Annotated in this window: 17 protein-coding genes and 1 pseudogene; 3 read left to right on the forward strand and 15 right to left on the reverse strand. The window is 65.3% G+C overall.

What is annotated here, in order from left to right; genetic code table 11:
- The first annotated feature begins 58 nt into the window (after nucleotides 1-58).
- Nucleotides 59-1081 carry an HNH endonuclease signature motif containing protein gene (locus tag QKE52_RS05330; RefSeq protein WP_102233452.1) on the forward strand — a complete coding sequence of 341 codons (1023 nt, stop codon included), beginning with the start codon at nucleotides 59-61 and terminating at the stop codon, nucleotides 1079-1081.
- 459 nt (nucleotides 1082-1540) lie between these two features.
- On the opposite strand, the gene QKE52_RS05335 is transcribed toward QKE52_RS05330, so the two are convergent.
- The 12 genes and pseudogenes from QKE52_RS05335 to QKE52_RS05390 all read right to left on the reverse strand — a co-directional run.
- Complete coding sequence (locus QKE52_RS05335) at nucleotides 1541-3088, reverse strand: acyl-CoA carboxylase subunit beta (protein WP_347948341.1); 1548 nt, start codon at nucleotides 3086-3088, stop codon at nucleotides 1541-1543.
- Nucleotides 3085-7854: a type I polyketide synthase gene (locus QKE52_RS05340; protein ID WP_347948342.1), complete on the reverse strand. Its 4770-nt coding sequence runs from the start codon at nucleotides 7852-7854 to the stop codon at nucleotides 3085-3087. The genes QKE52_RS05335 and QKE52_RS05340 overlap by 4 nt, the downstream gene beginning before the upstream one ends.
- A 213-nt stretch (nucleotides 7855-8067) precedes the next feature.
- The gene (locus QKE52_RS05345) at nucleotides 8068-9927 is read right to left on the reverse strand and encodes a FadD32-like long-chain-fatty-acid--AMP ligase (RefSeq protein ID WP_347948343.1); all 1860 of its coding nucleotides are present in this window, start codon (nucleotides 9925-9927) and stop codon (nucleotides 8068-8070) included.
- Between the two features lie 125 nt (nucleotides 9928-10052).
- A complete protein-coding gene (locus QKE52_RS05350) occupies nucleotides 10053-10985 on the reverse strand; it encodes a cutinase family protein (protein WP_049156975.1) in 933 nt (310 codons plus the stop codon).
- 66 nt (nucleotides 10986-11051) lie between these two features.
- Nucleotides 11052-11570 (reverse strand): hypothetical protein, encoded by a 519-nt coding sequence (locus QKE52_RS05355; protein ID WP_347948344.1) that lies wholly within the window; start codon nucleotides 11568-11570, stop codon nucleotides 11052-11054.
- An 8-nt stretch (nucleotides 11571-11578) separates the two neighbouring features.
- Nucleotides 11579-13573 (reverse strand): alpha/beta hydrolase-fold protein, encoded by a 1995-nt coding sequence (locus QKE52_RS05360; RefSeq protein WP_347948345.1) that lies wholly within the window; start codon nucleotides 13571-13573, stop codon nucleotides 11579-11581.
- Nucleotides 13574-13787: 214 nt separating this feature from the next.
- A complete protein-coding gene (locus QKE52_RS05365) occupies nucleotides 13788-14819 on the reverse strand; it encodes an alpha/beta hydrolase family protein (protein ID WP_193394656.1) in 1032 nt (343 codons plus the stop codon).
- A gap of 144 nt (nucleotides 14820-14963) precedes the next feature.
- Nucleotides 14964-16709 (reverse strand): hypothetical protein, encoded by a 1746-nt coding sequence (locus QKE52_RS05370; RefSeq protein ID WP_347948346.1) that lies wholly within the window; start codon nucleotides 16707-16709, stop codon nucleotides 14964-14966.
- An 11-nt stretch (nucleotides 16710-16720) separates the two neighbouring features.
- Nucleotides 16721-17728 (reverse strand): decaprenyl-phosphate phosphoribosyltransferase, encoded by a 1008-nt coding sequence (locus QKE52_RS05375; RefSeq protein WP_049156922.1) that lies wholly within the window; start codon nucleotides 17726-17728, stop codon nucleotides 16721-16723.
- Nucleotides 17725-18252 (reverse strand): phosphatase PAP2 family protein, encoded by a 528-nt coding sequence (locus QKE52_RS05380; RefSeq protein WP_070545139.1) that lies wholly within the window; start codon nucleotides 18250-18252, stop codon nucleotides 17725-17727. The genes QKE52_RS05375 and QKE52_RS05380 overlap by 4 nt, the downstream gene beginning before the upstream one ends.
- Nucleotides 18242-20194 (reverse strand): glycosyltransferase, encoded by a 1953-nt coding sequence (locus tag QKE52_RS05385; protein ID WP_347948347.1) that lies wholly within the window; start codon nucleotides 20192-20194, stop codon nucleotides 18242-18244. The genes QKE52_RS05380 and QKE52_RS05385 overlap by 11 nt, the downstream gene beginning before the upstream one ends.
- Nucleotides 20195-20288: 94 nt before the next feature.
- Nucleotides 20289-20447 (reverse strand): annotated as a pseudogene (locus tag QKE52_RS05390) (protein tyrosine phosphatase); the annotation flags it as partial.
- Between the two features lie 747 nt (nucleotides 20448-21194).
- Between QKE52_RS05390 and QKE52_RS05395 the strand changes: the two are divergent.
- Together QKE52_RS05395 and QKE52_RS05400 are read left to right on the forward strand one after the other, a co-directional pair.
- Nucleotides 21195-21365 (forward strand): hypothetical protein, encoded by a 171-nt coding sequence (locus QKE52_RS05395; protein WP_154762578.1) that lies wholly within the window; start codon nucleotides 21195-21197, stop codon nucleotides 21363-21365.
- A gap of 9 nt (nucleotides 21366-21374) precedes the next feature.
- Entirely contained in the window at nucleotides 21375-21542 is a 168-nt protein-coding gene (locus QKE52_RS05400) for a hypothetical protein (RefSeq protein WP_154762579.1), read from the forward strand.
- Nucleotides 21543-21559: 17 nt separating this feature from the next.
- Here QKE52_RS05400 and QKE52_RS05405 read toward each other — a convergent pair whose 3' ends face one another.
- From QKE52_RS05405 to QKE52_RS05415, 3 genes are read right to left on the reverse strand one after another with little or no spacing between them, the layout of a single operon-like run.
- The gene (locus QKE52_RS05405) at nucleotides 21560-23293 is read right to left on the reverse strand and encodes an ABC transporter ATP-binding protein (RefSeq protein WP_347948348.1); all 1734 of its coding nucleotides are present in this window, start codon (nucleotides 23291-23293) and stop codon (nucleotides 21560-21562) included.
- Nucleotides 23290-25068 (reverse strand): ABC transporter ATP-binding protein, encoded by a 1779-nt coding sequence (locus tag QKE52_RS05410; RefSeq protein ID WP_347948349.1) that lies wholly within the window; start codon nucleotides 25066-25068, stop codon nucleotides 23290-23292. The genes QKE52_RS05405 and QKE52_RS05410 overlap by 4 nt, the downstream gene beginning before the upstream one ends.
- Complete coding sequence (locus QKE52_RS05415) at nucleotides 25065-25748, reverse strand: class I SAM-dependent methyltransferase (RefSeq protein ID WP_175973802.1); 684 nt, start codon at nucleotides 25746-25748, stop codon at nucleotides 25065-25067. Before QKE52_RS05415 ends, QKE52_RS05410 begins: the two co-directional genes overlap by 4 nt.
- Between the last annotated feature and the right edge of the window lie 74 nt (nucleotides 25749-25822).

Below are 25822 nucleotides of genomic sequence, written 5' to 3' on the forward strand. Positions count from 1 at the left end.
AGCTGGGTTTTTAGCGCTCCGGTTGCGGGGGTGTGCGGCCCGGTTTAGTGTGTGGGGCATGAAGTTGGGGGACTTACTCGGGGTACTTGCTCGCGGCATGCACGTCGTCTCTTTGTGCGCAGGCCACACACGCGATGACATGCTCGCGCTGGGTGCGACGCCGCGCGTAGCGCGGCAGCTCGAAGGCCTGCACCGGATCTATTTCGGGCAGACCGCCTACAGCGCCAAGCAGCGCCGCGCGCGTAAAACTGAACACGCACTGGATACGCTGGTGCAGATTGAGCGCCATGTCGCGCGAGTCAAGGACTCGCGCAAGGCGTGGGACCTGAGAGTGGAGCTGTGCGAGACTCCGGCGGGTGAGATCGCGGGCGTGGCGAAGCGGCGCCTCGCGGAGCTCAGGCCCGAGCCCAGCCCCGGAGTGCGGGTGCTGCGCCGAAAAGGCGGCATGCACAGCCTCATCATCACGGATCGCCCGCGGGCTATTGCGAATCTGGTGGGCACGCTCAAAGCCACTTCCGCGGACCTGCTGAAGGCGGTCCACGAAGTCTTTGCAGGAGGCGGCGCGCCCACACCTGTGCTGCATGCGCACGTTCTTGTGCGCCTAGATCAGCTCGACACGATCGTGCGCGGCGAGGGTGACGACATCATTCTGCAGGCAACCGACGGCGGCACCATGACCGGCGCAGAGTTTCTCCGCACGCAGTTTGCCGAGCGCGGCTTCGTCTCGCTCTTCCACCCCGTCGAAGGACCCGTCAATCTCTATTACGGCAGCCGCTTCGCCAGCGACAAACAGCGCCTCCTGCTCAGCGCGGAGCATCCGACGTGCGCCTGGCTCGGGTGCAATAAACCGGCCGCGGAATGCCAGATGCACCACATCAGACGGTGGCAAGATGGCGGGCCAACCAACATCAACAACCTCGTCCCGCTGTGTAAATATCACAACGCGATCAATGATGATGACCCCGCCCGGCCCACCTATCGCGGGCACATCGACCGCATCGAGGGGCGGATGGCGTGGCTGCCACCCGGCGGCGGGCCACCAGTACTGATACCCAGCCCCGTCTGGGCTGACCTGCGGTAGGAATTCCCGCACTCCCTGAGTCGCACCGCGGCCTTGGGGCTCTTCGGCGATCCCGCATTCAGAGTTTTAGCGCACCGCGCCTTCTCAAGGCGCGCTAACTCCCTCGGCCGCACAAGCCAGGGCATAAAGAAACCCTCCCCGCTGTGAGCTGTTCACATTGGACTGAGCAATCAATCCAATGGAGAGCCGCACGTGTGGCGGAGAGGGGTGCGCGCGAACGCTACTTCGAGCTCAGGGACGAGCCAGAGATGGTCACGCCGACGCGGTTGAGCAGCATGATAACGAGGTTGATAACGTCGCCGCTGAGGTCAAGAACGCTAGACAGCATTGAAGTGCTCCTTTGATTGAATTCCTAGTCCTTAAACTTATCGGATAGAACGGGCCCGCACGTTACGCCGAGAAACAAAGTTCAGCGCGATCCGCAGGCCTTCTTCAGCCTCTATCCTGGCTCAGACGACGCTAGAGCGGGGAGATGGTGTGCTTCTTGGGCAGGTCCTTCTCCTGCTTATCGGCAAGCTGGCGCAGCGCGCGGCGCAGGGCCAAGCGCGACTCAGAAGGCTTAATCATGCCGTCGAGGTAGCCACGCTCCGCGGCGACATAGGGTGCGGTCATGGTCTCGTCGTAGAAGTCCATGAACATCTTCTTCGTCATGGCGCGCTGCTCCGGGGTTTCGGCGGCCTCGAGCTGCTTGCCCGCAATCATGACCACGGCGGCGGCCGAGCCCATCACGGCAATCTGGGCCGTCGGCCACGCCAAGTTGATATCACCGGTCAGGTTCTTCGAACCCATCACGGCATAGGCGCCGCCATAAGCCTTGCGCACAATCAGCGAGACCTTCGGCACGGTAGCCTCCACCACAGCAAAAGCGAACTTCGCACCGCGGTGAATCAGACCGGCCTTCTCCTGGTCCACGCCCGGCAGGTAGCCCGGCGTATCCACCACGAAGACCAGCGGGATGTTGTAGGCATCGCAGATACGGATAAAGCGCGCGCCCTTATCGGCGGCATCCGCATCGATACAACCCGCCGAATGCATCGGGTTATTCGCCACAAAACCCACGGCCTTGCCGTCAATACGCCCAAAGGCAGTGATGACGTTGGGGGCGTAGTTCTCCTGGATTTCGATGAGCTCGTCATCGTCGCCAAGCTGCGTCAGCAGGTCCATCATGTCGTAGCCGGCGTTCGTGTCATCCGGCATGAAGGAATCCAGCTCGGTGTCTTCAGCTACCTCGTCATCAGAAGGTGCGTCGAAGACCGGGGACTCGTCGAAGCAGGTCAGCGGCAAATGATCCAGCAAGTCACGAACCAGGTCAAAGGCCTCATCCTCCGAGGGCACCACGACAGACACGTTGCCGTTGAGCTCCTGCTGGCGAGCGGAACCCAAGTCGTGGGAAGAAATCTCCTCGCCCGTGACCTCCTTGATCACGTTCGGGCCCGTCACGTACATCTCCGCCTCACCATCGACGGCGATGATGAAGTCCGTGGTCACCGGCGCATACACCGCACCACCGGCGGACTTGCCCATCATGATGGAAATCTGCGGGCTACGGCCAGACAGCGGCAGCTGGCGGCGGGCAATCTCCGAGTACATGGCCAGCGACGTCACCGCGTCCTGAATGCGCGCACCACCGGAATCCTGAATACCGATAACTGGGCAACCAATCTTGATGGCCAGATCCATGATGTCGGTGACCTTCTTGCCAAAGGTCACGCCCACGGAACCGCCATAGACGGTCTTATCGTGTGCGTAGATGCACACCGGGCGGCCGTTGATGCGCCCGTGGCCGGTGACCACGCCGTCGGAGTAAATCGCGTCCGGATCACCGGGGGTCTTGCCCAGGGCGCCGGTTTCGACGAAAGAGCCTTCGTCGAGAAGCGCGGCGATGCGTTGGCGCGGCGTCGAGCGCCCAGCCTCGTCGCGGCGGGCACGGGAGCGCTCGCTGCCGGGGTCCTGGGCGCGCTCGAGGCGCTCGCGCAGGTCCGCTAGCTTGTCAGCGGTGCTAGTCACTTCCGAATCTTCTCCTCGATCCAATCCTCCATGTGCTTGCCCACGATACCGATAGCCGGCTCGTCGGGAACCGCCAGGTGGTCGCCCGGCAGCTGCACAATCTCCAGATCCTTCACGATAACGCCCCAGCCGCCGTCCGGGTTAATCTCCGCATACGCCGGTTCGAGCTCGATGGCGCCGTCATGCATGCGCTCGGAGCGGAACAGGATGACAGGCACGCTTACCGACGCCCACCTTCCCATATCCAGCGAGCCCAGAATCTGGTTGTCCACGAAGGATGCGCGCTGGTGCTCCAGCACGCCCGCGGACAGGCCGTGCTCGGAGGCGTCGGTGGAGCTGAGGAATTCCGCAAGCATGGCCATGAGAGCATCTTCGCCCACGGTCTCCAGCATCTCGTAGGGCGGCTCGAAGTCCAGGCCGTAGGTCTTCTTGGCAAAGGCGGCGTAGCGGCCCCAGCGGGCCTTGGTTTCCTCCAGCGTCTTCGGGGCCGGATGCGCCGGCTGGGTGGTATCCAGCAGCGCGATGAAGGCCACCTCGGCCGCATCCTCGCCGCGGGCGGCGCGCTCCTGGAGCTGGTAGGCCACCTCATAAGCCAGCGCGCCACCGAAGGACCAGCCGCCGAGCACGACCTTACGGCCGCGCGCGTAGTGCAGGATGTCCTCGATGTAGGCGGCGGCGCGATCCTCCAGGCTGCCCTCGAGACGCTCCACGCCGTAGACGGCGACGTCGGCAGGCAGGCGGCGAGTCAGCGGCTGGTAAACCACGGTGGTGCCGCCGGCCGGGTGGAACATGAAGACGGCGGGGCCATCGGCCTCGCGCAGGACACGGATATTGCCCTCGACCTCGGTCTCCAGGCCTTCGCGGACCAGATCCGCCAGGTTCTCCAGTGCTTCGGCCTCGTAGACTTGTTGCGCGGTGACCTCGATGCCGGCGCGCTCGGTGAGACGCTCGGCAATCTTCTCAGCCACCTCATCGCTGACCTGCGGCAGCGCGGAGGTCACTCCGGCCGCGGCCTTACCGGTGAAGGTGGCCCAGGTGCCGAAGACCATGCGCTCGGAGGCATCGCGCGGCGCCACGCCGACGCCTTCGCCGCTCTTCGCGCTCGCAGCGGAAGAGTCTTCAGCGGAGTTGTCGTCCGCGGAGGGCGCATCAGCGGCCGCGTCGGCCGGCGCCTGCGCGGAAGCACCGGGCTGTTCGGACACGGCTTCCTCGACCATGGTGATGACGTCGGCGAGGGAGGCGTCGCGAAGCGCCTGCACCTGCAGCGGCGGAATCTGGAAGTCATTCTCCACGCGGTTCTTGATGCGCATGCCCATGAGCGAATCCAGGCCGAGATCAATGAGCGGCAGCTCACGCGGGAGATCGGAGACGTCGTAGCCCATGGACTCCGACACGATGAGCGCCAAGCGCTCCTCCACGCTCTCCTTCTCCGGGTCCCAGCGCACGGCATCGGCGCCCACATCGGGGTCAGCGAACTGCGGCGCAGTCACCGCCTGCGGCAGGCTCGGCTCCGGGGCCGCAGCGGGTTCGGCAAGGTTGAGCGTCGACGCAAAACCTTCCGCGATGAGCTTGGTCGTCGCACCATCCACGTAGTGCACCGCCAACGACAGCCCGCCCAGCGTGCGGCGAACAATCGTGGTGACCTCGCCCTTCGCGGGCAGGTCGAGGTGCTCCTCGCTCGCCGCGATGTGGGCGCCCGGGGTCACGGCCTCGGCGGCAGCCTCCAGGATGGCCAGCGCGCTCGGCGCCTGGTCAGCGTTCGTGGAGAACGCCACCGCGCCCTCCGGCAGCGTCACGCGCGCTCCCGGCAGGCCGGATACGCCAGAAGAAGGACGAGCGTTCGTCCAGAAACGCTGGCGGCGGAAGCGGGTATGCGGGGCGGCGACAAGCGCACCGGAACCAAAGACCTTGGTGTAGTCCACCGGAGTACCCGTGACGTAGAGCTTGCCCAACAGGTCCAGCAGCGACTCGGTGGGATCCATCCTGCGCTTCAGGCTGTAAAGCAGCTGCGCATCCGCCTTGCCCGCGGCAAAGGCGGTGGACATCAGGCCCATGAGCGCAATCGGGTTCGGGGAGATCTCCACGATCTGCGTGTGCCCAGCCGCAAACGCCGCCTCCGTCGCATCCTGCAGGTAGACGGGCTTGCGGGTCATGCGGATCCAGTAATCCTCATCGTGCAGCACCGCACCCGGGCGGTAGACCTTGCCGCGGTCGACGGAGGAGAAGAGCGTCGTGTGCAGCGGAGCGGCTTCCATGCCGGCGATTTCCGCATAGAGCTCACCCAACAGCGGATCCACAGCGGAGGTGTGGCCCGCGCCCTTAACGTTGAGCGCGCGGGCGAACTTGCCCTCGCCGTCGAGCTTCTCCACCAGCGCGAGGACCTCCTCGCGCGGGCCGCCCACGGTGGTCATGCCGGGGCCGGTGTAGACGGCGGGCTCGATGGAACCCGGAAGAGCGTCGATCTCCTCGGCGGAGAGCTCGACGACGGCCATGGCGCCCTGCTGATCGTCGGGAAGCGAGGCCTCGCCCTCCCCCATGAGGCGCGCGCGGTGGCAGGCGATGCGCATGGCCTCCTCGGCCTTAATGCCGCCCGCAGCGTAGGCCGCGCCGATTTCGCCCATGGACATGCCGATCACACCCGCCGGGCGCACGCCGAAGGTGGCCAGCAGGTCCGTCAGCGCGATCTGGATGGCGGTGATGGCTACCTGCGCGGTTTCGGTGTTGTAGGTCTGCTCGTCATCATGAACCAGCTCCAGGATGGACCAGCCGGATTCGCGCTGGACTACGACGTCGAGCTCCTCCAAGCGCGCGAGGAATTGCGGCGAAAGGGCAATCATGTCCTTGGCCATCTTGCGGTGCTGGGAGCCGAAACCGGAGTACATGAACACCGGGCCGTGCACCGTCGGGGAGTCCGCCGCGGCGATGCCGACGGAGACGGTTCCCTCGGACACCTGACGCAGGCGCTTGACAGCTTCTTCGCTTGACGACGCCACCACTACCGCCCGCGAGCGCCCATGGTTACGGCGCGCGAGGGTGCGGGCCAGGGAGAGCAGGTTCGGGTTCTCGGCTTCGATGTAGTCCGCTAAGTCGGCTGCGGCTGCGGCGCGGCGCGAGGGCAGCAGGCCGGAAACGGGCAGGGCCACCGGGTGGCCTTCGCCGATGGCGACCTGCGGGGCGTCCTGGTGGGTCAGCCCGCGGTAGTCGGTCAGTACCACGTGGGCGTTGGTGCCGCCAAAGCCGAAGCCGGAGACACCAGCGATTTTCTGGCCGGAGTACTCGGGCCACTCGCGCGGGTCTTCGACGACTTCGAGGTGCTCGGCGTCGAAGTCGATATAGCGGTTGGGGCCCGCGTAGTTGATGTTTGGCGGGATAACGCCGTGGCGCATTCCTTCGATGACCTTGATGAGGCCCACCACGCCGGCCGCGGACTCGGAGTGGCCGATGTTGGTCTTGGCGGAGCCCAGCAGGGTCGGGTTATACGGTTGGCGGCCCGGGCCCAGCACGCGCCCCAACGCGGTGGCCTCGATGGGGTCACCGAGGATGGTGCCGGTGCCGTGGGCCTCGACGTAGTCGACGTCCTGCGGGCGGATGCCGGCGTCGGCGTAAGCGCGCTCGAGGACGTCGACCTGCGCGTCTGGGTTGGGGGCGGTCAGGCCGTTGGAGTGGCCGTCGGAGTTGACTGCGGAGCCCTTGATGACGGCGTGGATGGTGTCGCCGTCGCGTTCAGCGTCTTCGAGGCGCTTGAGCACGAGCACACCGGCGGCGTCCGCGCGGACGATGCCGTCGGCGTCGTCGGAGAAGGCGTGGATGGCGCTGGTGGGCGAGGTGACACCCAGCTCGCTAAAGCCGATGGAGGCGTGCGGCGAGGCCAGGATGTTCACGCCGCCGGCGAGAGCCGTATCAGCTGCGCCTACGCGCAGGTCCTTGACCGCCTGGTTGACCGCCACGAGGGAGGCGGAGCAGGCGGTGTCCACGTTGAGGGAAGGCCCGCGCAGATCGAAGGCATAGGACAGGCGGTTGGCCACGATCGCCGAGGACGTGCCCGTCAACGCATAAGGGTGCATCTCGGCGGGGTCGGCGGTAATCAGCATGCCGTAGTCATTGTTGGTGGAGCCCATGTAGACACCGGTGGCGGTGCCGCGCAGCTGGTTGGCGGGCAGGCCGGCGTCTTCAAGGGCCTCCCACGCCACCTCCAGGAGAATGCGCTGCTGCGGGTCCATGTTGGCCGCCTCCAGCGGGGAGAGGCCGAAGAACTCGGCGTCGAAGGAAGCGATGTCCTCGATGTAGCCGCCGTCGGTGTTCTGCTGCTCCATCTTCTCGCTGGTAATCGGGTCAGAGGAGTACTCCGACCAGCGGCCGACGGGCAGCGGGCCGGTGCCGGCGCGGCCCTCGACGAGCATGTTCCAGAACTCGTCGACATTCTTGGTACCCGGGAAGCGGCCGGCATAACCGATGACGGCGATGTCCCCGCCCGCGATGGCAGCCGAGCGTGGTGCCGCCGCTCCCGGCGCGCTGTCTGCCGGGGCGCCGGCGGCGCCGTTGACGAGACGCTCGGCCAGCTGCGCGATGGTGGGGTACTCGTAGGCCACGGTGGGCTCGAGCTTGATGCTGAGGAGGTTTTCTAATTCGCCGGAGAGGACTACTGCGTCACGCGAGGACAGCCCGAAATTCTCCAGTGGCTTGGTGTCCGTGATTTCCTCTGCCGACAGGCCGGTGGTCTGCGCAACCCAGGTGCGCAGCCAGCCACGAAGCTCTTCAACGGTCATAAATCTCTAGCTTTCTTACGCGGACTAAAATTTTCTATCTATGCGGTCGATTTTGCGCAGCACAAAAGCGCGCACATCGATGCGTCTATAGGGGTTATCGGACGATTATCTCACTTTGTTAACTTAGGTCTCATAACCGACATACCCACAGGCAGCGGCAACCCCCGCCCCCACGGCTCACGCGGGGAACGGGGGTTGGAGGGTGCGGCGCCTTTAAGAGGCGAGGTAGCTCTTCTTGGCCACGCGGCGGGCAATCTTGCCCGAAGAGGTGCGCTTGATTTCGTTAGCGCTGAACCACTGGATGACGGCCGGGGTCACGCCGTGGTTCGCGGAGACCGCGGAGCGGATGACCTCGGATGCAGCGGCGTCATCGGCCGGGTTGGCGTCGTCGGCGCGCTCGATGAGCAGCACGAGCTCCTCGGTGCTGCCGCCTTCCACGGAGAAGGCCGCGATGGAGTCCGCGCGCACGTGGTCCGAGGCCTCCTGCACGGTGCCTTCAATGTCCTGCGGGTAGTGGTTGCGGCCAGCCACCACGATGAGGTCCTTGAGACGACCGGTGATGTACACCTGGTTATCCACGATGGCCGCCAGGTCACCGGTGGCCAGCCAGTTGTTGTCCTCCGGCGCGTTCGGCACGCGGGTGCCCTCCGCCAAACGCTCGCCGAGCGTGTTGTGGAAGGTAGAGGCAGTTTCTTCCGCGCGGTCCAAGTAGCCGGCGGCACGGTTCTCTCCATGCAGCCAGATCTCGCCCACGCGGCCATCCGGCAACTCGACCTTGGTCTCCGGGTCCACGATGGTCAGGTGCTGAGCCACGACGCTCTGACCACAGGAGGCGTAGGCCACGGAGTCCGCAGACTTTTCGACGATGACCGCTTCGCCCTCGGCCAGACGCTCGCGATCGAAGTGCGAAATGATCGGGCGCTCCAGAGTCTGCGGGGTGGTCACAATCAGCGAGGCCTCCGCCATGCCGTAGGACGGGCGCAGGGTCTCACGGCGCAGGCCATACTCCTCCTTGCCGAAGGTCTCCCAGAAGGAGTTCACCGCAGATTCCGTGACCGGCTCCGAGCCGATCACGATGCCATCGACGTTGCTGAAGTCCAGCGTCTCCCCCGCCGCCGGAGCACCGTAGCGCGCGGCGAGCTCGAGGGCGAAGTTGGGAACCACGGCGTAGGTTCCCTGCAGCTGCTCATCGATGGGCTGACGCTTGAGCTGGTCAATCCAGCGCTTAGGCTGCTGGACGAAGTCACGCGGCGTCATGATCTCCAGGTTGACGCCCAGGATGGTCACGAAAACCGCCAGGATGATGCCCATGTCGTGGTGCATCGGCAGCCAGGAAACCACGCGGGCCGGCAGCTTAATCTGTACCGCGGTGAAGATCTGCAGCACGTTGGTCATGATGTTGCGGTTGGTCAGCAGCACGCCGGCCGGGGTGCGGGTGGAACCGGAGGTGTACTGCAGGAAGGCCGGCTGATCCAGCGGCGCGGTCTGTAGCGCGGCAAGCGCGGCCTTGCCTTCCTCCGTCTCCAGCGGGTTGACCCAGCTCTGTGCCAGCGAATCCGGCAGGGAGTCGATGGAGATGATGCGCGGGCGCTCGGCTGCTGGGCGGTCCGAGAAGTACGCGCGGTTGGCGGCAGCGGACGTGTTGTTGGTCAGCACGATCGACGGGTTGGCATCGCCGAAGACCGCCCGCAGGTGATCGGTGTGGCCGGGCTCGTTCGGATCATAGAGCGGGATCGGGGTCATACCGGCGTACATCGCGCCCAGGAAGCCGAAGATGTACTCGGGGGAGTTGCCCGCCAGGATGGCCACGCGATCCCCCATCTTGCCCACCTGCTGCAGGCGCGCTGCTACCGCCTTGATGCGGGTATTGACCTGGGAGCGGGTGATATCGCGCGGGGTGCCCTCCGGATTATCGGTATAGACCCACTGGCGCATGACCGGGCGATCCGGGATTCCCGCCTGCTGCTCCGCGGCATAGACGTGTTCGGCGAGCCCCGCCAACGTGAGGTGAGGCGGCAGGGCGATGTTGCCCTTGTCGTCGAAGAACTGGCCGATCAAGGCTTTCAGGTCCATGTGGGAAAGCTCCTTCGTAGGGTAGAGAGGGGCGCGCACCCCTGCTTCACGTACTTTTGACATTGAAAATATCAGAAGGAGTGTGCCGAACGTTACATGGCGCGCGGGCGGGACGTCGTCAAGCGCTACTGCGCGTCGATGGTGTCCTTAGCCCACTGCGTGACCCACTGGTTGGTGGTGACCCCTTCGATAACGTCCGGATTGTAGGCATACAGTGCATGAACGCCGTTGGCGTCGATGAGGTCACGCGCTCGTTCGAGCCCGTTGCTCACGTCCAGGGGCGCATCACAAATAGAGTCATTCGGCGCACAGATTTGGAAAGTGCGGTCCGCCAACTCCCCAAAGCCATTGGCGCGCGCACCGCGCATGGTGGCGCCCGGGACGATGCCCTGAATCAAGGTCGACACCGGCTGCAGGGCAATCTCCGCGCCCACGCCGCCGACGTGCGCACCCGGGTTAATGCCCACGCCGTCCTGGCGCCGGCCGTCCGCAATGAGGGCCACACCCGCCACGCTCTCCGCGGGGATGGGTCCATTGCCGCCGCCGATGCGGTCCGCCACATCACCCGCGATGACCGCTCCCTGCGAAAATCCGCTCAGGATGAACTTCGTGTCCGGGCAGGTCTCGTGCATGTAGGTCAGCTCGCCCTCGAGGCGCGAGGTGCCTTCGTTGCGGGAATCGTCGTAGCTCATCTCGTGCTGCGCGTTGATGTTCTTAAACTGCGCGGTGTACGGCAGCGTCCACACCTTAACGTCCTCGGGGACGTAGGCCTCCTTCAGGGGATTCGTGATCGAGAGCATGAAGGAGTTCGGGTTCGCGCCCGGGTTGATCGGATCATCGTCCGCGGCGGATTCCCACGTTCCCGGCGCGGAGATGAATTCCACGCGCGGGCACCAGTCCGGCTGCTCGGGAGCCGTGTTGTCCTCCTCCTGGGAGGGGGCAGGCTCCGCAAGGTTTCCTTGTTCCCCTTCCTCGCGGGTATTGAGGAAGTGAACCGCTCCCCCGCCAATCAGGGCGAGGAGGACGACCACGGCAAGGACGGTCAGTGTGTTACGCATGGTTTTACGCATGAAGAAGTTTCTACCTTGGGAAGGTGCGGGATTGACTGGAAAATCCCTGCCACATTACTGAGCGCAGAGCGCGCGGCCCTGCTCGGTGATGAGCTGGACGAGTTCTTCGTGGCCGAGTTCACTGCGCCCCTGCTCGATGAGCTGCCCGGCCACCGCGGGCACGGTGACGGTATCGCCCTGGCAGGAGGCTTGCGCGGCACCCACCAGCTGGTCTTCCACACCGTCGATATTCACGCCCTTCTCAGCCACTGCGGCCAGGAAGTCCTGGTCCGGGCCCTGTTCAGGCGCGGGCGCGGGGATTTCGGAGATCTCGCGCGCGCCGCGGTCTTCCGGCTCGTCTTCCTGCGCTCGCTCACTCTGCCCGGAGGGCGACTCCGACGCTGAGCTGGCCGACGCCTTGCTTGCCGACGTTTCACCGCTCGCCCCCGAGGAGCGCTCCAGCGGCGCCACCGACGTTTCGGTGGCCTCACCTTCCTCGACGGTGGCGGAACCACAGCCGGTCAGCACCGTGCCGACGGCCAGCAGCACGGCCGCGCCGGCTGTCGCAGCGGGACGGGCGGAGAAAAATCGCATGGCCGTCCCTACTTCTTATCCGCCTGAACCTGACCCATGACCTTGCGGATAACACCGTGCTGGAAGGTCTGGGTCAGCCCGCCGGCCGGGATCGTCGCATAATCCTCGGTGGGCCAGCCGAACTCGCCCTGTTCGTAGCCGTGCTTGCCCCACTCATCAAAGATCTCGCCCTTGAGGATGTAGTGCGCGCCGGAGTCCATGGACCAGTAGATGTTGCCGTGCTCGAACTCCTGGAAGAAGCCGCCGTTGACGGCCTTCTCCTCACCCACCGGGAAGCCCAGCTCGGAGTCAGCAGCCTTCAGCTCCTTGTACTTCGCGCCGATAGCACCGTGCACGATGTGGAAGGAACCGTCCGGGTTGCGGGTCAGCACGCCGTCCTCGAACTCTTGAACCTCGCCGTCGCCGACCTTGCGCGGCTCGGCTACCGGGTACTTGAGGTCGCCGCCCTCAAAGCCGTTCTTGCCCCAGGCGTCGAAGAAGTCCTTCGGGATTGGCCACGCACCGGTCTCCGGGGTCCAGTAGATGGAGCCATGCTCGAAGTGGACGTAGCGTCCGCGACCGTCGGGAGTCTTCTCCTCACCGGTCTTCGGGAAGCCCAACCAGGAGGTCGGGCCACCGAGCTCGGAGTAGCGTGCGCCGATGCGGCCAATGACGGCGTGCGCACCGGTCTCCGGGGACCAGTAGGCGGTGCCGGCCTGGAAGTCCTGGGCCTTGCCGCGCTCGGCGACGTCATACTCGTTGTTCACGCAGGAGCCGATGATGCCGGACTTGGTGGCCTCAGCGATGGCGCCAACCGGGGTGCAGTCCGCGCCACGGTCGCTCTTGTCCAAGCCGAGAGAATCGGCGATGTAGGGCCATGCCTCGGTCATCTCGAACTGCCAGTATTCCCAGCTGTGAACGCCGGTCGGGCGGAACTTCACGACCGGCTCGACGCCGACGCGCTTGGCGTAGTCAACGAAGGTCTGGGTGGACATGCGCGAGATTGCTTCTAGGCCCACGCCGGCCATGTTGGCCTGGCCCTTCGCCACGGAGCCGATTTGGCCGTAGTCGTCCTTGCCGTTGCCGGCGGAGACGTAGACCTTCATGTCCTTGAGGTTTTCAATACCCAGCTTCGGATCGTGATCGATCCAATCCTGGGAGTAGAGATCGCCCCACATGTTGGTGGAGGTGAATCCGCCGGCATCAGCCTGCGCGGCGGTAATGGCCTCCGGCATACCGGTGGTGGTGGTGTCGAGGTAACCCGAGAAAGAGCCAACATACTTGAAGGCCCAGGGGTTGCGCTCGGCCAGGTTCATGGCGGCGGTACCACCCATGGAGATACCGGTCACGGCGCGCTTGCCGTTGGAGCGGTAGCCCTTCTCCAGGATCGGGATGAGCTCCTTCATCAGGAAGGTCTCCCACATGTAGTGGGTGCCGTTGTCTTCCTTCTGCCAGTCGGAGTAGAAGGAGGACTCGCCGCCGACCGGCATGATGAGGTTGACGTTGCGGTCGGCGTACTGGGACAGGATGTTGGTCTCGATGGTCCAGCCGGACTCATCATCACGCGCGCGCAGGCCGTCGAGGGCCCAGACCTCCGGGAAGGTCTTGTCCGGGCTAGAGTACCAATCGCGCGCGAGCTGAATCTGCACGACCTGCTCCTTGTCCGGCATGGCGGCGGACTTGATGTAGACCTTGAGGTGGCGGTTGGTCAGGTATTCCACGCGGGAGACGGACACGCCCTCCGGCAGGCCCTCGATCTTCGGGTACTCCGTCTCCACCGGGGTACGCTGCGGCGGGTTGGACGGGGCGAAAGAATCGGAGAAGTTAGAGCTTCCCAGCAGGTCGGTAATGCCCTCGCTCGAGGAGCTTGAGGACTGCGCGTTTGCGATAGGCAGCAACGCAAAGCCCACTGCCACGGCGGTGGGCAGCGCAGCGATGGTCAGGCCCTTGCGGGCTGCGGACGGGGAACGCAGGCCGGAATCCTTAGCGGACCGGCGAGGCTGAGATGACGCAGTGTTCGGCATTGAAGAGTCCTTTTAAGGGGTATATCGAGATAAGGGCACGCGGTGCCGCGAGCGAGCTCCGCAGGTTCCCCTCCTGCGGAACTCGCCGCCGCACGCGTGGTGAGCGGTCTAGTGTGTTCTCAAGTTTAAGTTTAACTTGAGACTTTCGGTAGGGGGACACGCCCAGCGGCGGGATGAAAAAGCCGCCACGCCCAAGGGCACGGCGGCTAGCTAGTTACCAGGCGTTCATAACGTTGAGCACCTGCGGCTTGGAGCGTTCCAGCTGGTAACCGAACTGCTCCCAGTTGTGCAGGCCCTGGGCCGGGTAATCCGTCTGCAGGCGAACACCCATCGCCCGAGCCTTGAGCTCCCACAGGCGGGTGGTGCCGTTGGCGAAGGCTTCCAACGCCATACCGGACGCGATGTGCTGCGGCAGGTAGCGTTGCTGATCCAGCGGCCCTGGAACACCGGAAGCGGCGGACACGTAAACATCCGTTCCGTTTGCAGCCAGATCCGGGATCAGGTTGAAGGGGTCATTGCTGAAGCGCTTCGGGTTGATGACGGAGCCGTACATGGCGTTGATGTTGAAGCCGCCGGCGTCGAGAAGCGCCAGGCGCATAAAGGTCTGAGCTCCCGGCAACGTCGTGGTGAGGTAGCCAGAGTAGGACAGCGCCTGGCGGAACTGCTCGGGGTGCTTGCCAGCGAGGGTAATCGCTGCGGTAGCGCCCATGGACAGACCAGCAATGGAGTTATTGTTGCGGGCCACGCCGAAGTTGCCCTCAAGGTAAGCCGGCAACTCCTGCGTCAGGAAGGTCTCCCACTGGTAGTTGACCGGCTTGACCAGATCGTACGTAGCCGGACCATTCCAGTCCGCGTAGAAGGAGCCAGCGCCGCCCACCGGCATCACCAGGGTGATGTTGTGATCCACGTAGGTGCGCGCGGCGTTGACGTCATGGATCCACGCGTTGGTGGAATCGGTCGCGCGCAGACCATCGAGCAGGTAGAGGCCCGCGTTGCCGCCGTTCTTGGCTGGCTGGATCTGCACCGGGATGTTTCGGCCCATCGCCTGGGACCACACATCGCAGCGCTGCACCCAGAAGCCGATGCCATCCCACTCGCAGGTGCCGGTGGCGTCCGCGCGCAGCCAGTCACGGTGAGCTGCGGATGCTTCCTGGGTGCCGGCGGTCACGACCAGGCCCAAGGCCACGGCAATAGCGGCCACCACTGAGAGGACCCGAGTCCGCAGGCCAGAGCTTAGTGAACTCATGTTTCTCCTTAACATTTTTACTGCCATTACTACATCGCCAACACGCCAGCGATAGTTACGGATCAATAACGAGAATCTTTTGTAGCGTAACGCACCCTGGCAATTTTTGCCTCCCCGTGGGGGTATTTGCCAGCCCGCCCCAAGCTAGTGGGCAGGGTAATCGGCCGGATCGGCAGAAAACATGAGGGTGCGCCCCGTGGTCACGGAGAAGGCCAGGTTCGCGCGGAAGCGCTCCCATGTCAGGGGCTCGCTGTAGGAAGCAACAAGCTCCTGCACCTCTGGGGTGGCCAGCGCCGCCCGCGCCTGCCGAGTCTTCTCCTTGTCATACCACGGCGGGAGGTACTCGATGTCCGCGCCCGTCAGCGCCGCCTGCCACTCCAGTTCGAGGTGCTTGTCGTGGCCCACGCGTCCGCCTTCCTCGCGGGGCATCCGTGCGGCCAGCGGCGTGGCCAGACCAATGGTGTCGAGCACCCGCACGTTGAGCGGCGCGTTCATTGAGGTCATTCCCAGGTTGACCAGGTAGACCGTCGGCGGCTCCTCCGCGCCCGGCTCGCGCGGGACGGTGAGCCAATTGAGCTGGTCCTTCTCCTTGTCCTCTACATAGATAACACCCAGGGCATCGCCGTCCGCGAGCCTCTCGGTGACCTCCCCGTAGCCGCGCATGAACTTCATCGTCATGTAGTCCCGTGCCGAACGCGGCGGGTAACCCGCCTCGCGGTTCGTGGCGTAGGTCCAGAAGTCGCGCTCATCCACGATGGACAGCGGCTGCTCGTAGGCCTCCCAGTCTGTGGGGTGCCCGCGCAGCACAACCACCACGGCCCACACCGCGCAGAAGGCCGCCGCGAGCACAGACACCAGGCCTCTCAGCGGCAGCACGAAGACCGGCAGGAGGGCGGCAAACAGCGGCAGCAGCAGCATGCGGCCGTGCATGAAGTCACCGCCGACGCGCAGCACGTACACCACATGCACCACCGCCGCACCGACCAGCAGGTAAGTGACGGTCGTGGAGCTTCGCAGGGCCGCCGGGCGCAGATGGGCACGGAAGGTCCACAGCGCAGCACCCGCCAACACGAGAACGGGCAGGTACAGGGCATACGGCCCAACGAAGTCACCGGCATAGTCCAGGCCGCTGCCCCACGCGCTTGACGACGCCGACTTGGCCACCGCCGTGTGCGGCGTCAACAGGCCGTAATATCCCATGCGGAAGAATTGGTAACCCGCCGGGATGGGCAGGGCCGCGCCAAGAATGCCGAGCCAGACTTTCCAGTTGCGGTGCGCCGCCAAGAGGAGCAGGCCGGCCAGCCCGCCGTAGAGCGCGAATTCCGGGCGCACGAGCCAGGACAATCCCGCCCACAGCGCCAGCCAGTAGGCGCTGGCGTTATCGCGAGACTGCGCCCAGTGCTGGAGCAACGCCCACAGGGCGGCGAGGTAGAAGATGGACAGGCCCCACTCGAGTCCGGAGGTAAAGAAATCACGGGCAGGCGGCAGCGCGAGGTAGACCAGCGCGCCCGCGGGCGCCAGAAGCGGAGTGGCGAGTTGGCCCGAGCGGAAGAAGGCCCGGGCTGTGGCCCACGCCCCCAACATCATGGCCGCGACCGCCAGAAGCAATCCCAGGTTGACGGCGATGGACTCCAGCGGGGCGTTGGTGACCCAGCGGGCAAGCAGGATGAGGTACTGCCACAGCGTCGAGGTATTGGCCTCCACGCGCTCGCCCGCGTTGAAAACGGGGCCGTTGCCCTCCTCTAGGTTGCGCACGGTACGCAAAACGATGAGGCCGTCGTCGGAAATCCAGCGGCGCGCAAAGCCGCCCCAAAACGAGAAAACTCCGATCACGATGACCGAGGCCAGCGCGCTGAGCGCCGCCGCGGTACGTGATTCGGATTTTCGCATGAGGAGAGAGTCTAGCCCATCATGACCGGCATGATGTACACCGCCATGGCAATACAGGCCAGCCACAGCAGGGCCAGGATCTGCAGGACGCGGTCCTCCAGGGCAATCTCATCCGGGGCACCGCCGTTGCCGCGGTCCACGTCGGCGGCATAGCGCAGGATGGCGATGGTAAACGGCACCATGGACACCTGGTACCACACGCTGGCCGGGCCATCAGACTCGTTGGAAAGCTGGAAACCCCACAGCGAGTAGGACATGACCACGGCGGTGGCGGCCAAAGTCCACACGAAGCGCAGGTAGGTAGGCGTATAGCCCTCCAAGGACTTACGGATCTTGGCGCCCGTGCGCTCCGCCAGAAGGATCTCCGAGTAGCGCTTGCCCGAGGCCATGAACAGCGAACCAAAAGCGGCCACCAACAGGAACCACTGGGAGAGCACGATGCCCGCGGCCACACCACCGGCCATGGTGCGCAGCATGAATCCGGAGGACACCAGGGCAATATCAATCACCGGCATGTGCTTCCATCCGAAGCAATAGCCCAGCTGCAGGCCGATGTAGATGGCCATGACGATGGCGAGCTGCAGGCCCGCGGTGGCCAAGAAGGACAGTCCAATCGAACCGATGATGAGCACCGCGGCCATGGCATAAGCCAAGCTCACCGGAAGCACGCCCGCCGCGATGGGGCGGAAGCGCTTCGTCGGGTGCGCGCGGTCAGCCTCCACGTCGCGGGCATCGTTGATGAGATAGATGGAGGATGCGCCCATGCAGAAGACGATGAAGGCGAGGAGGACGTCGAGAAGCACGCGCGTGTGGAACAGCGAATCCGCGCCCGCGGCCGCAGGGGCGGCGAGAACGAGGACGTTCTTGACCCACTGCTTGGGGCGCAGGGCCTTCACCATGCCGTCGGCGAGGTTCTTCGGCGGCTTGCGCTTGCGGCCGGTATCGATACCGGAGGTGTGCGGCTCAGAGTGGAAGACTCTCTGCTCACCGTCGTCGACGCGGTTAGGACGTTCGCTCATGCGGTCTTCCTTTCATAGCGATGGCATGCTTCCGCGGTGGCGGCTCCCAGCAGGGCACCGATCGCCGTATCGGATGGGTAATGTACCCCGAGCACCATACGCGAGGCCATCATGACCGGCACACCAACGAGCGGTGCCGGGGTTCCCAGAACGTGCGCAGCACCCACGAGGAACGCGCTTGTCGACGTCGCGTGCGAAGAAGGAAAGGACAGCTTAGAAGGGGTTTTCACGCCGACTTTGACGTAGTCATAGTCCGGGCGCTTGCGCCGCACAATGCGCTTGATCACAACGCTGGCTGCGTGCGCCGTGAAAGCACCCGCACCGACAGCTACCCATTGGCGGCGGCGCGCCGGATTCTGGTAATTCACGGCGGCACCTAAGCCGGAGAGCGCCAGCCAGCCCAGGGCGTGCTCGCCGAAGTGGCTTAAACCCCGCGCGGTGGGCAGAACGCCGGGCGCATCGAAGGCCGCATCCTGGATCTTCTCGAGGACACGGGATTCGGCGACAGAAAGCTTATTGGGCATCGAAGACCTTTCGCCAGGACTCGCGGGAGGTCAGCTCCGGCAGAGCCGCGCGGTACTCGGCGCGCAGGTCATCGAAGTTATCCTCGATTTCCTTGAGCAGCTCGCGGGTGGACTTCACCAGCTCGAGTGCTAGCTCGCGGTCGCGCTTGCGGAAGGCCACGCCGGTGCCGCCCGCGGTGGAGACGGTGGCGGAATCGACGCGAGAGAGCGTGAACCAGCGGGCCTCCTCCGGGGTGAGGTTGAGCTGCGGTGCCTCGTGATGGGCCGGGTCTTCCTTGGTAACCAGGTGCTTGGCGGACTTGATGAGCCACGGAATTTTCTTGATCTTGCCCAGGCGGCCACCGACATTGCGGGTGGGCACGCCCGGCGCGCCGGTGGGCGCGGGCAGCTGATCCGCCGAATCGATGATGACGGCGTCCGGGAATTCCTTGCGGATTGCGGCGATGCGCGGCAGCGAGGACTCCAGGATGTCGAAGAGCTGGTCTGGGCCGGCCAGGAAGTCCTTCATGGCTTCCAGCTGGATGGCCATGGTGGAGTACTCCATGCACATGGTGTGCTTGAGGGTGGACTTGAAGATGGACTTGGTAATCCCGCGCGCATCGCCCTCGTGGTAGAGGGCCGCCACGATGAGGCGGTTGCGCAGGTGGAAGTAGGCCTGCCAGTCGATGGCATCGTCCTTATCCGCCCAGGCCATGTGCCAGATGGCAGCACCCGGCCAGGTCACCGTGGGGAAGCCGTGGGCGGCGGCGCGCAGGGAGTATTCGGTGTCATCCCACTTGATAAACAGCGGCAGCGGCTGCCCAATGCTTTCCGCCACGACGCGCGGGAAGAGGCACATCCACCAGCCGTTGTATTCCACGTCGACGCGGCGGTGCAGCGCGCGGGAGTCGTACTTCTTCGGATCGAGGTGGGACTGCGCGTCACCGATAGCGCGCAGCGGGTACTTGGCAAAGTCGTGGTCATAGACGGCGTGCTCGGCCGCACCCCACATGAAGTCAGCGCGGTTCACTCGCTCGCCAGTCGTGCGCAACTGGGAGCGCTCCTGCAGGTTGAGCATCTGGCCACCCACGATGAAGGGCTTGGCGGCGTAACGCGCTGCTTGGACCGCACGAAGGATGGAATCCGGCTCGATGGCGATGTCATCATCCATGTAGAGGATGTAGGGCGAGTCGGTATTCTCCAGCGCCTCGAACATGATGCGGGAGTAGCCGCCCGAGCCGCCCAGGTTGCCCTGGCGGAACTCGCGGAAGCGCTCACCGAAGTGCGCCACGGCCTCGTCGTAGCCCGGCTCGTCCGCTGGGTGCTGGTTGCCCTGGTCCGGCATGAGGACGTAGTCGATGATGCCGTCCACCACCGGATCCTCCGCCAGCGCCTGCAGCGCCGCGACGGCGTCGGTAGGGCGGTTGAAGGTCGGAATGCCTACGGCGACGCGCTTCTCCTGCGCCGGGTACTCGCTGCCGTCCGGCAGGAGCTGCGGGTTCGGGGCGTGCGGGGCGCACCAGGAGGCGTCGGCAAGCACGGTGTCCTCAACGGCGGAGGCATCGAACCACAGCAGGCCGCCGTCCTCGAAGTTCTTCAGGGGCAGCTCAAACTCGTGGTGCCCGGTGGTCACCACGTGGTTGGCCACGGCGATGCGCTGGCCGTCCTGCTTGGAGCGGTACAGGGAGATGTTGGCCTCTCCCTCCACGTCCATGACCAGCACGATGGACTTCAGCTGGGACCAACGGCGCCAGTAGGCGGCCGGGAACGCATTGAAGTAGGTCTCGAAGGAGGCCTCTTCGCCGGCCGGGATGGTCACGGAAGTGCGGCCACTCCAGCTGAGGCGCTCGCGGTTTTGCTCGGACTCGATGAGGTAGAGCATGCGGACGTCGACCGGCTCGCCACGCTTGGGCAGCAGGATGCGCTGTACGGGTTCGTACGCAGCAGTATTGTTGGCAGTCACGATATCTTCGGTTCTCCACACAGATTTCGACAGTATTCAGGAACCAAGATTAGTGGTTTCGCACTCTTCAGCTGAGTTCCCACGCGGCTGAAAGCTAAGCCGAGAGGGGTGCATCCTCCGAGATGGGTTCGATGCCCAGACGGTTGAGCATGTAAAGCACGCGGGCGCGGAGGTCGTCAGCCAGCTCGCGGGTCTCCTCTACGGTTTCTGCCGTAGCGATATCCCAAATCTTGATGTCCTTGCCGACTTCGTCGCCTATGATTGTGGCGCCAAAAGGAAATCGACCTCGATGGTCACGAACTCGTGGCCGCAATTGTCAGAGGCTCAAGAGAGTGTCGAATCGGAGGGAGATTGAGAAAGTAGAGAACAATACTGACTAATTTTTCGCTAACTGACAACTATTAACTCTGTACAATAAGAAGGATACTCCTCATAGCAACACATGATCAGTGTGTCTTTCTTCCTATTTCAGTCAGCTCAAAGAGTCGACTTTAGCGAACCTCTTCCCAACTGCTCCCAAAGTGAGATAAACGCCGGTACAAACAAGAAATGCTGCAAAAAGAACGCCAGCAAGGGAAAACGAAACCTTCAGAGAAATCCCCGCCATCACATGCCCCAATGAGGAACCAAGGATGGGCCTGACCCCCGACGTGTCTACTTTCCGGGGGTCAGGCCCCAAGCCCACCCGTGGAGTTCACAACCTATATAGGAACACCCCCGACGAGGTGACGAGAATCCCCTCGTCGCTGTCGGACGGCGGTTTCTCGACCGGTGGCCCGGCCTCCGGCAAACCTCACCCGCGGCCGCCCGGGCCCTGTCCATGGCCAAGCCCGGTCTGGTGCCCCCGGCGCCAACGACTTCCGGTGCCGCCCCGGGACGGTGAATTGCCCGTCATCCTCATTCCCGGGACCGGGTCGTCGAACAGCTCATCGGTACCGGTGCCTCGAACCACGGGCCCCGGGCGCACAGCGCAGCCGATCGCTTTGACGTCCACCCCGAGATGCGCCACGGATACTCCCGAAACGCCGGCAAAACAAACGCGCTTGCCTGGGAACAGCAGATCTCCGGTTCCATGCTGCTGAATGAGCTGACCATCGGCGACATCACTCGACCGGGCGTGCGGTACACCTTCCTGGGCACGCGGCACGACAATGCCGTGCTCCCCCACTAAAACTCCTTCGTGCGGGAACCCGGCGTCACCAACATCACCGTCCAAGACGTGTGCCCCGCCCACCGCACCGAGCACTACGGCTTCAATTACGACCCTGTCGCCCAGGGCATCGTCGAGGACCCGCTGACCGGGACGGCGTGGCGGGACCACTGCACCGGTACCGGACCGGAGCGATAGTCCTCGACGGACGAGGATCAGGCACCCGGGGAGCCTCCCGTCCGGCACGTCCACGACTCGGCGTAGCGGCCGCCCTTCGCCAGCAATTCATCGTGCGTGCCCCGTTCTGCGACCGTCCCGTCCTCCGAAAGCACGACGATGAGGTCGGCATCGCGGACGGTGTGCAGGCGATGGGCGACGACGATCACGGTGTGATCGCCGCGCAACGCTTCCATCGTGCCGACAATCGCCTGCTCAGTGGCCGCATCCAGCGAGGACGTTGGCTCGTCGAAAAGCACCACCGGGGAATCCTTCAGAAGCGCCCGGGCGATGGCGACGCGCTGCCGCTCGCCTCCCGACAGCAGCGTCCCCTCCTCCCCCACCGGGTTATCCCACCCGGAAGGCAGCAGCTCCACGATGCGGTCCACCCCGGATCGCCGGGCGGCCTCGCGCAAGCGGTCTCCGTCGCCGGGCCCGGAACCGAATCCGGGGTCGGCGAAGACCACGTTGTCCTGCACGGACGCGTCGAAGAGGAACGTCTCCTGGAACACCGGGGTCACCAGCGAGTTCACGCCGTCGGTGCCGATCCGAGGCAAGGGCACCCCGCCAATGAGGATCTCCCCCGAGTCCGGATCATGAAACCGCGACAGCAGCCGCATGACCGTCGTCTTGCCCGCCCCCGAAGGTCCCACTATGGCGACCAGCGCTCCCTGAGGCGCACGGAAGCTGACGCCGTCGAGGACCTTCTTCTCCCCGTACCCGAAGCTCACGCCGCGGAACTCCACGTCATGCCCGTCGGGCAGCTCCGGTGCGGCAGGCTCGGGAAGGGCGGGGATCGCCCGCAGGTCACGCAGCGCAGCCAACGTGTTGCGGCCCGCGCCGAAACCGCCGGACAACGCTCCCGCCGTGGTGATCGGTCCGGTGAACTGGACGACCACAATGAGCATCGGCGCCAAATGCGCCGGTGACATCCCGCCCGTCGCGGCGACCGCCACGGCGACGACCACCGCCGCCGTGAACACCGCATGGACGACCGAGCCCAACCGTCCGATGGCCGCGCCTTGCGTCGACGTCGCCTTCGCGAACGCATCGTGTTGGGCCTGGATCGCCTCATCCACCATCGCGTCCGCCGCCGAACCGTCGCCCGCGGCGCGAATCACCTGCTGGCCGCGGGTGAACTCGATCAGCCTGCCGGAGACGGCAGCTACGGCGTCAGCATGCGCTTCGTCCGACTCCCCGCCAACCCGGCCAATGGCCCGGTAGGCGAAGAAGAGCACCGGCGCCGACGCGACGAGAACCAACCCGACGCGCCAATCCACCGCCAGAATTCCGAGAGCGATGACGGTCGGCGCAACCACAGCAGCGATGACGGGCCTCAGGATCACGTGCGGCACGGACGCCGCGAACGCCATGCCCGAAGACGCCATCTCCGAAAAGCGGCCGGCCGTGGACTTGGTGACGTACCCGAGTGGCAACGTCAGCACGCGTTCGCCCAGGGAACGCAGCAGGGACGACAGCACCGCTGCGGAATTCGCCCTGCCGACCGTCCCCGCGGCGAGGGACAGCACCGCATGGGCGGCCGCGAGGCCGGCGATGACGCCGGTGAAACGCCACGCCGTCGCATCATCTCCCACGGCCAGAGCCGACAGCAGCGGCAGCAGCGCGACGAACGCCGCACCCTGTGCCAGCGCGGCAAGCGCGGCCAACGCAATGAGCCACGCCAGCGTCATCTTCGAGCGCCGATCCGTCATCGACCACAAGTCCCGGATCATCGGTTCCCTGCCTTTTCATCGTCTGCTTCAGTGCCCCGCGGGGCGGATGGTTCGTCGTCGAGCGCGAACGCGCGCCACAGATCCCGGTAGCGGCCACCGCGCGCAAGCAACTCGTCGTGGGTGCCCGCCTCCGCGACCGCTCCCCCATCGAGAACGAGGATGCGGTCGGCGTTGCGGATCGTGCTCAATCTGTGCGCAATCACGATCACCGTCCGCGAACGAGCCAAACGCTCGATTGCGGACTGAATGAGGGCCTCGGAAGCCGGATCCGCGTAAGCGGTTGCCTCGTCGAAGATGAGCACCGGCGCGTCCGTGACAATCGACCTCGCGATGGCCACGCGCTGCGCCTCACCACCGGAAAAGGTCACGTCGACGTTGACCACCGAATCCAGGCCCTTCGGCAGCGCCGCGATGACCGTATCGAGGTTCGCGAGCTTCGCGGCCGCCATGATTTCGCCGTCGGTGGCGTCTCTCCTGGCCAGCCGGATGTTCTCCCGCAAGGGCAGCGTGAGCAACTGCGGATCCTGGAACACCACCGACACCGAACGGTGCACGTCGCGCACAGCGATGTCGCGAAGATCGTCGCCGCCCAGCAGCACCGAGCCTTCGACAGGGTCGTGGAAACGTGCCAACAGCCGGGCGACGGTGGACTTTCCGGAACCGGAGGACCCCACCAGCGCCGTGAGGGTCCCCGGTTCGAACGTCGCGGACATCCCGTCGAGGACCCGCGGCCCATCCCCGTAGGAGAAGACCAGGTTCCGAACCTCGAGCGCGCCCCCGCGCGCGGGCACCGGATCGGCGGGCTCGGCGATCGGCGGCGTGCTCAGCACCTTCGCAATGGACTTCAGAGCGGCGAGCCCCGCGATGATGGGTTCGGAGTTCATGGCCACCCGCACGATCGCCGCGGAGAGTCCAAGGCCGAGAACCAGCCCGGCGACGAGACCCTCGGGTTTGCCGCCCGCGGTGTCCCTCAAAGCGAGGCCGGCGCCGCACACCACTGCGAGGACCGTGATCGGGGACGTCACCACGTCGATGAGCCCGAGATAGATGTTCGACTGCCGGGACCAGGCGGACCACGCGCGGACGAACGACGACGCCGCGGCATCGTAGCGGCCCGCGCCCTGGTTGGCGCGTCCGAAGGACTTCATCACAGGGATGCCGCGCACCAACTCGATGACCGCAGCCGTCACTTTTTCAGAGGCTCGCTCGTAGTCGCGCTGAAGACCGGCTCCGCGCGAAATCATCATGCCCATCAGGGCGAAGGTGACCAGCACTGGGACGACCGCCACCGCCGCGATCCGCCAATCGACCGCGACGAGCGCGATGAGGGAAAGCAGGGGAACCAGCACCGCCACCACGGTCTCGCCGACGGTGTGGCCCATGAGCTGGTGGACGGCCGCGACGTCCTTCTCAACCGACCCGATGATCCCCGACGAGCGCCGGGCGTCCAGCCAGCCCAGCGGCAGCTTCCGGATATGGGCAACCAACCGGCGCCGGAGGTGGAGCTGCAGGTCGTTATCCGCCCGGTGCGAGAGCATGCCGGCGGCGCCGTCCGCGGCCATGCGCACCGTTGCGGCGACGACGATGACAGCCACGGCCAACCACGTCCGATGCTCCGGGGCCTCCGGGTACGTCATCGCGATGTCGATGATGCCGACCAGCGAAGCGACGGTAGCCACCGACGACAGGACGGATAACGCGACCACCGCACGCATCCGGGTCCGGATCGGGGCGAGCAGCGACCACGGGCCGACGGTCCCGTCCACGGCGCTCACTTCCCCGCCTCCCCGATCGCGCTTTTCTTCGCGAGAGTGCAGAAATACACCATGCCGGCGCGTGAGGCTCCGTCCAGCTTCAGCCCGTTGGCTTCGGCGAGGTCCTCGAGCTCGCTGCCCCGGAACACCCGGTGGCCCATCTTCGCCATGCCGGCCATGTCGGCCCGCTCGTTCACGTCGGGATCCTCGACGAACGTCTGCACGTAAGCGATGCCGCCGTCGGCGAGCAGCCCGGAGCCCCTGCCGAGCGCGGCTCCCGCATCCTTCATTTGGTGGAGCGCGCCACACACCCAGATTTCACAGGCCCCGCCGGGCTCTCCCGCGAGCGGCGTGAGGATGTCGGCAACGTGGAAATCCGTCCGGGCCCCGAGCCCGTCGGCGGCGGCGCGTTCGCGGGCGATGCGGATCGCATTGGGCGACAGGTCGTAGCCGACGATGTTCGCCCTGCGATAGCGAGACTCAGCGGCGAGCGTGCGGGCGAGCCACCCGGTTCCACAACCGAGGTCGAGGACCCGGGCCGGCGCATCCGGCCCGGGATCCAGCGCACGGAGCTTCCGGTACACGGCGGCGGCGTCCATCGGTTCGCGCGCATAGCGGCTTAGGAACCTCGGCTGGACCTTGTCCTCGTAGGCCGCGAGGAGCCTGCGGTTGTTCTGGACGATCTGGGCGATCGACTTCATCTGGTTCTGTCTCCGGGTGTGTGGGCCGCGTCCACGCGGCGGTTTCGGGTTAGATGCTCGGATTCGCGGGCCGT

The sequence above is a fragment of the Corynebacterium sp. c25Ua_47 genome (assembly GCF_039907205.1).
In the GTDB taxonomy this organism is placed as follows: Bacteria; Actinomycetota; Actinomycetes; order Mycobacteriales; family Mycobacteriaceae; genus Corynebacterium; species Corynebacterium hiratae.

Excerpts from the sequence above, each read along its gene's own strand:
- QKE52_RS05380 (WP_070545139.1), bottom strand. The coding sequence starts at position 18,252 with ATGCCCAATAAGCTTTCTGTCGCCGAATCCCGTGTCCTCGAGAAGATC.
- QKE52_RS05405 (WP_347948348.1), bottom strand. The coding sequence starts at position 23,293 with ATGATCCGGGACTTGTGGTCGATGACGGATCGGCGCTCGAAGATGACG.
- QKE52_RS05340 (WP_347948342.1), bottom strand. The coding sequence starts at position 7,854 with ATGACCGTTGAAGAGCTTCGTGGCTGGCTGCGCACCTGGGTTGCGCAG.
- QKE52_RS05365 (WP_193394656.1), bottom strand. The coding sequence starts at position 14,819 with ATGAGTTCACTAAGCTCTGGCCTGCGGACTCGGGTCCTCTCAGTGGTG.
- QKE52_RS05395 (WP_154762578.1), top strand. The coding sequence starts at position 21,195 with ATGCGCCACGGATACTCCCGAAACGCCGGCAAAACAAACGCGCTTGCC.
- QKE52_RS05330 (WP_102233452.1), top strand. The coding sequence starts at position 59 with ATGAAGTTGGGGGACTTACTCGGGGTACTTGCTCGCGGCATGCACGTC.
- QKE52_RS05350 (WP_049156975.1), bottom strand. The coding sequence starts at position 10,985 with ATGCGTAACACACTGACCGTCCTTGCCGTGGTCGTCCTCCTCGCCCTG.
- QKE52_RS05355 (WP_347948344.1), bottom strand. The coding sequence starts at position 11,570 with ATGCGATTTTTCTCCGCCCGTCCCGCTGCGACAGCCGGCGCGGCCGTG.
- QKE52_RS05375 (WP_049156922.1), bottom strand. The coding sequence starts at position 17,728 with ATGAGCGAACGTCCTAACCGCGTCGACGACGGTGAGCAGAGAGTCTTC.
- QKE52_RS05370 (WP_347948346.1), bottom strand. The coding sequence starts at position 16,709 with ATGCGAAAATCCGAATCACGTACCGCGGCGGCGCTCAGCGCGCTGGCC.
- QKE52_RS05415 (WP_175973802.1), bottom strand. The coding sequence starts at position 25,748 with ATGAAGTCGATCGCCCAGATCGTCCAGAACAACCGCAGGCTCCTCGCG.
- QKE52_RS05345 (WP_347948343.1), bottom strand. The coding sequence starts at position 9,927 with ATGGACCTGAAAGCCTTGATCGGCCAGTTCTTCGACGACAAGGGCAAC.
- QKE52_RS05360 (WP_347948345.1), bottom strand. The coding sequence starts at position 13,573 with ATGCCGAACACTGCGTCATCTCAGCCTCGCCGGTCCGCTAAGGATTCC.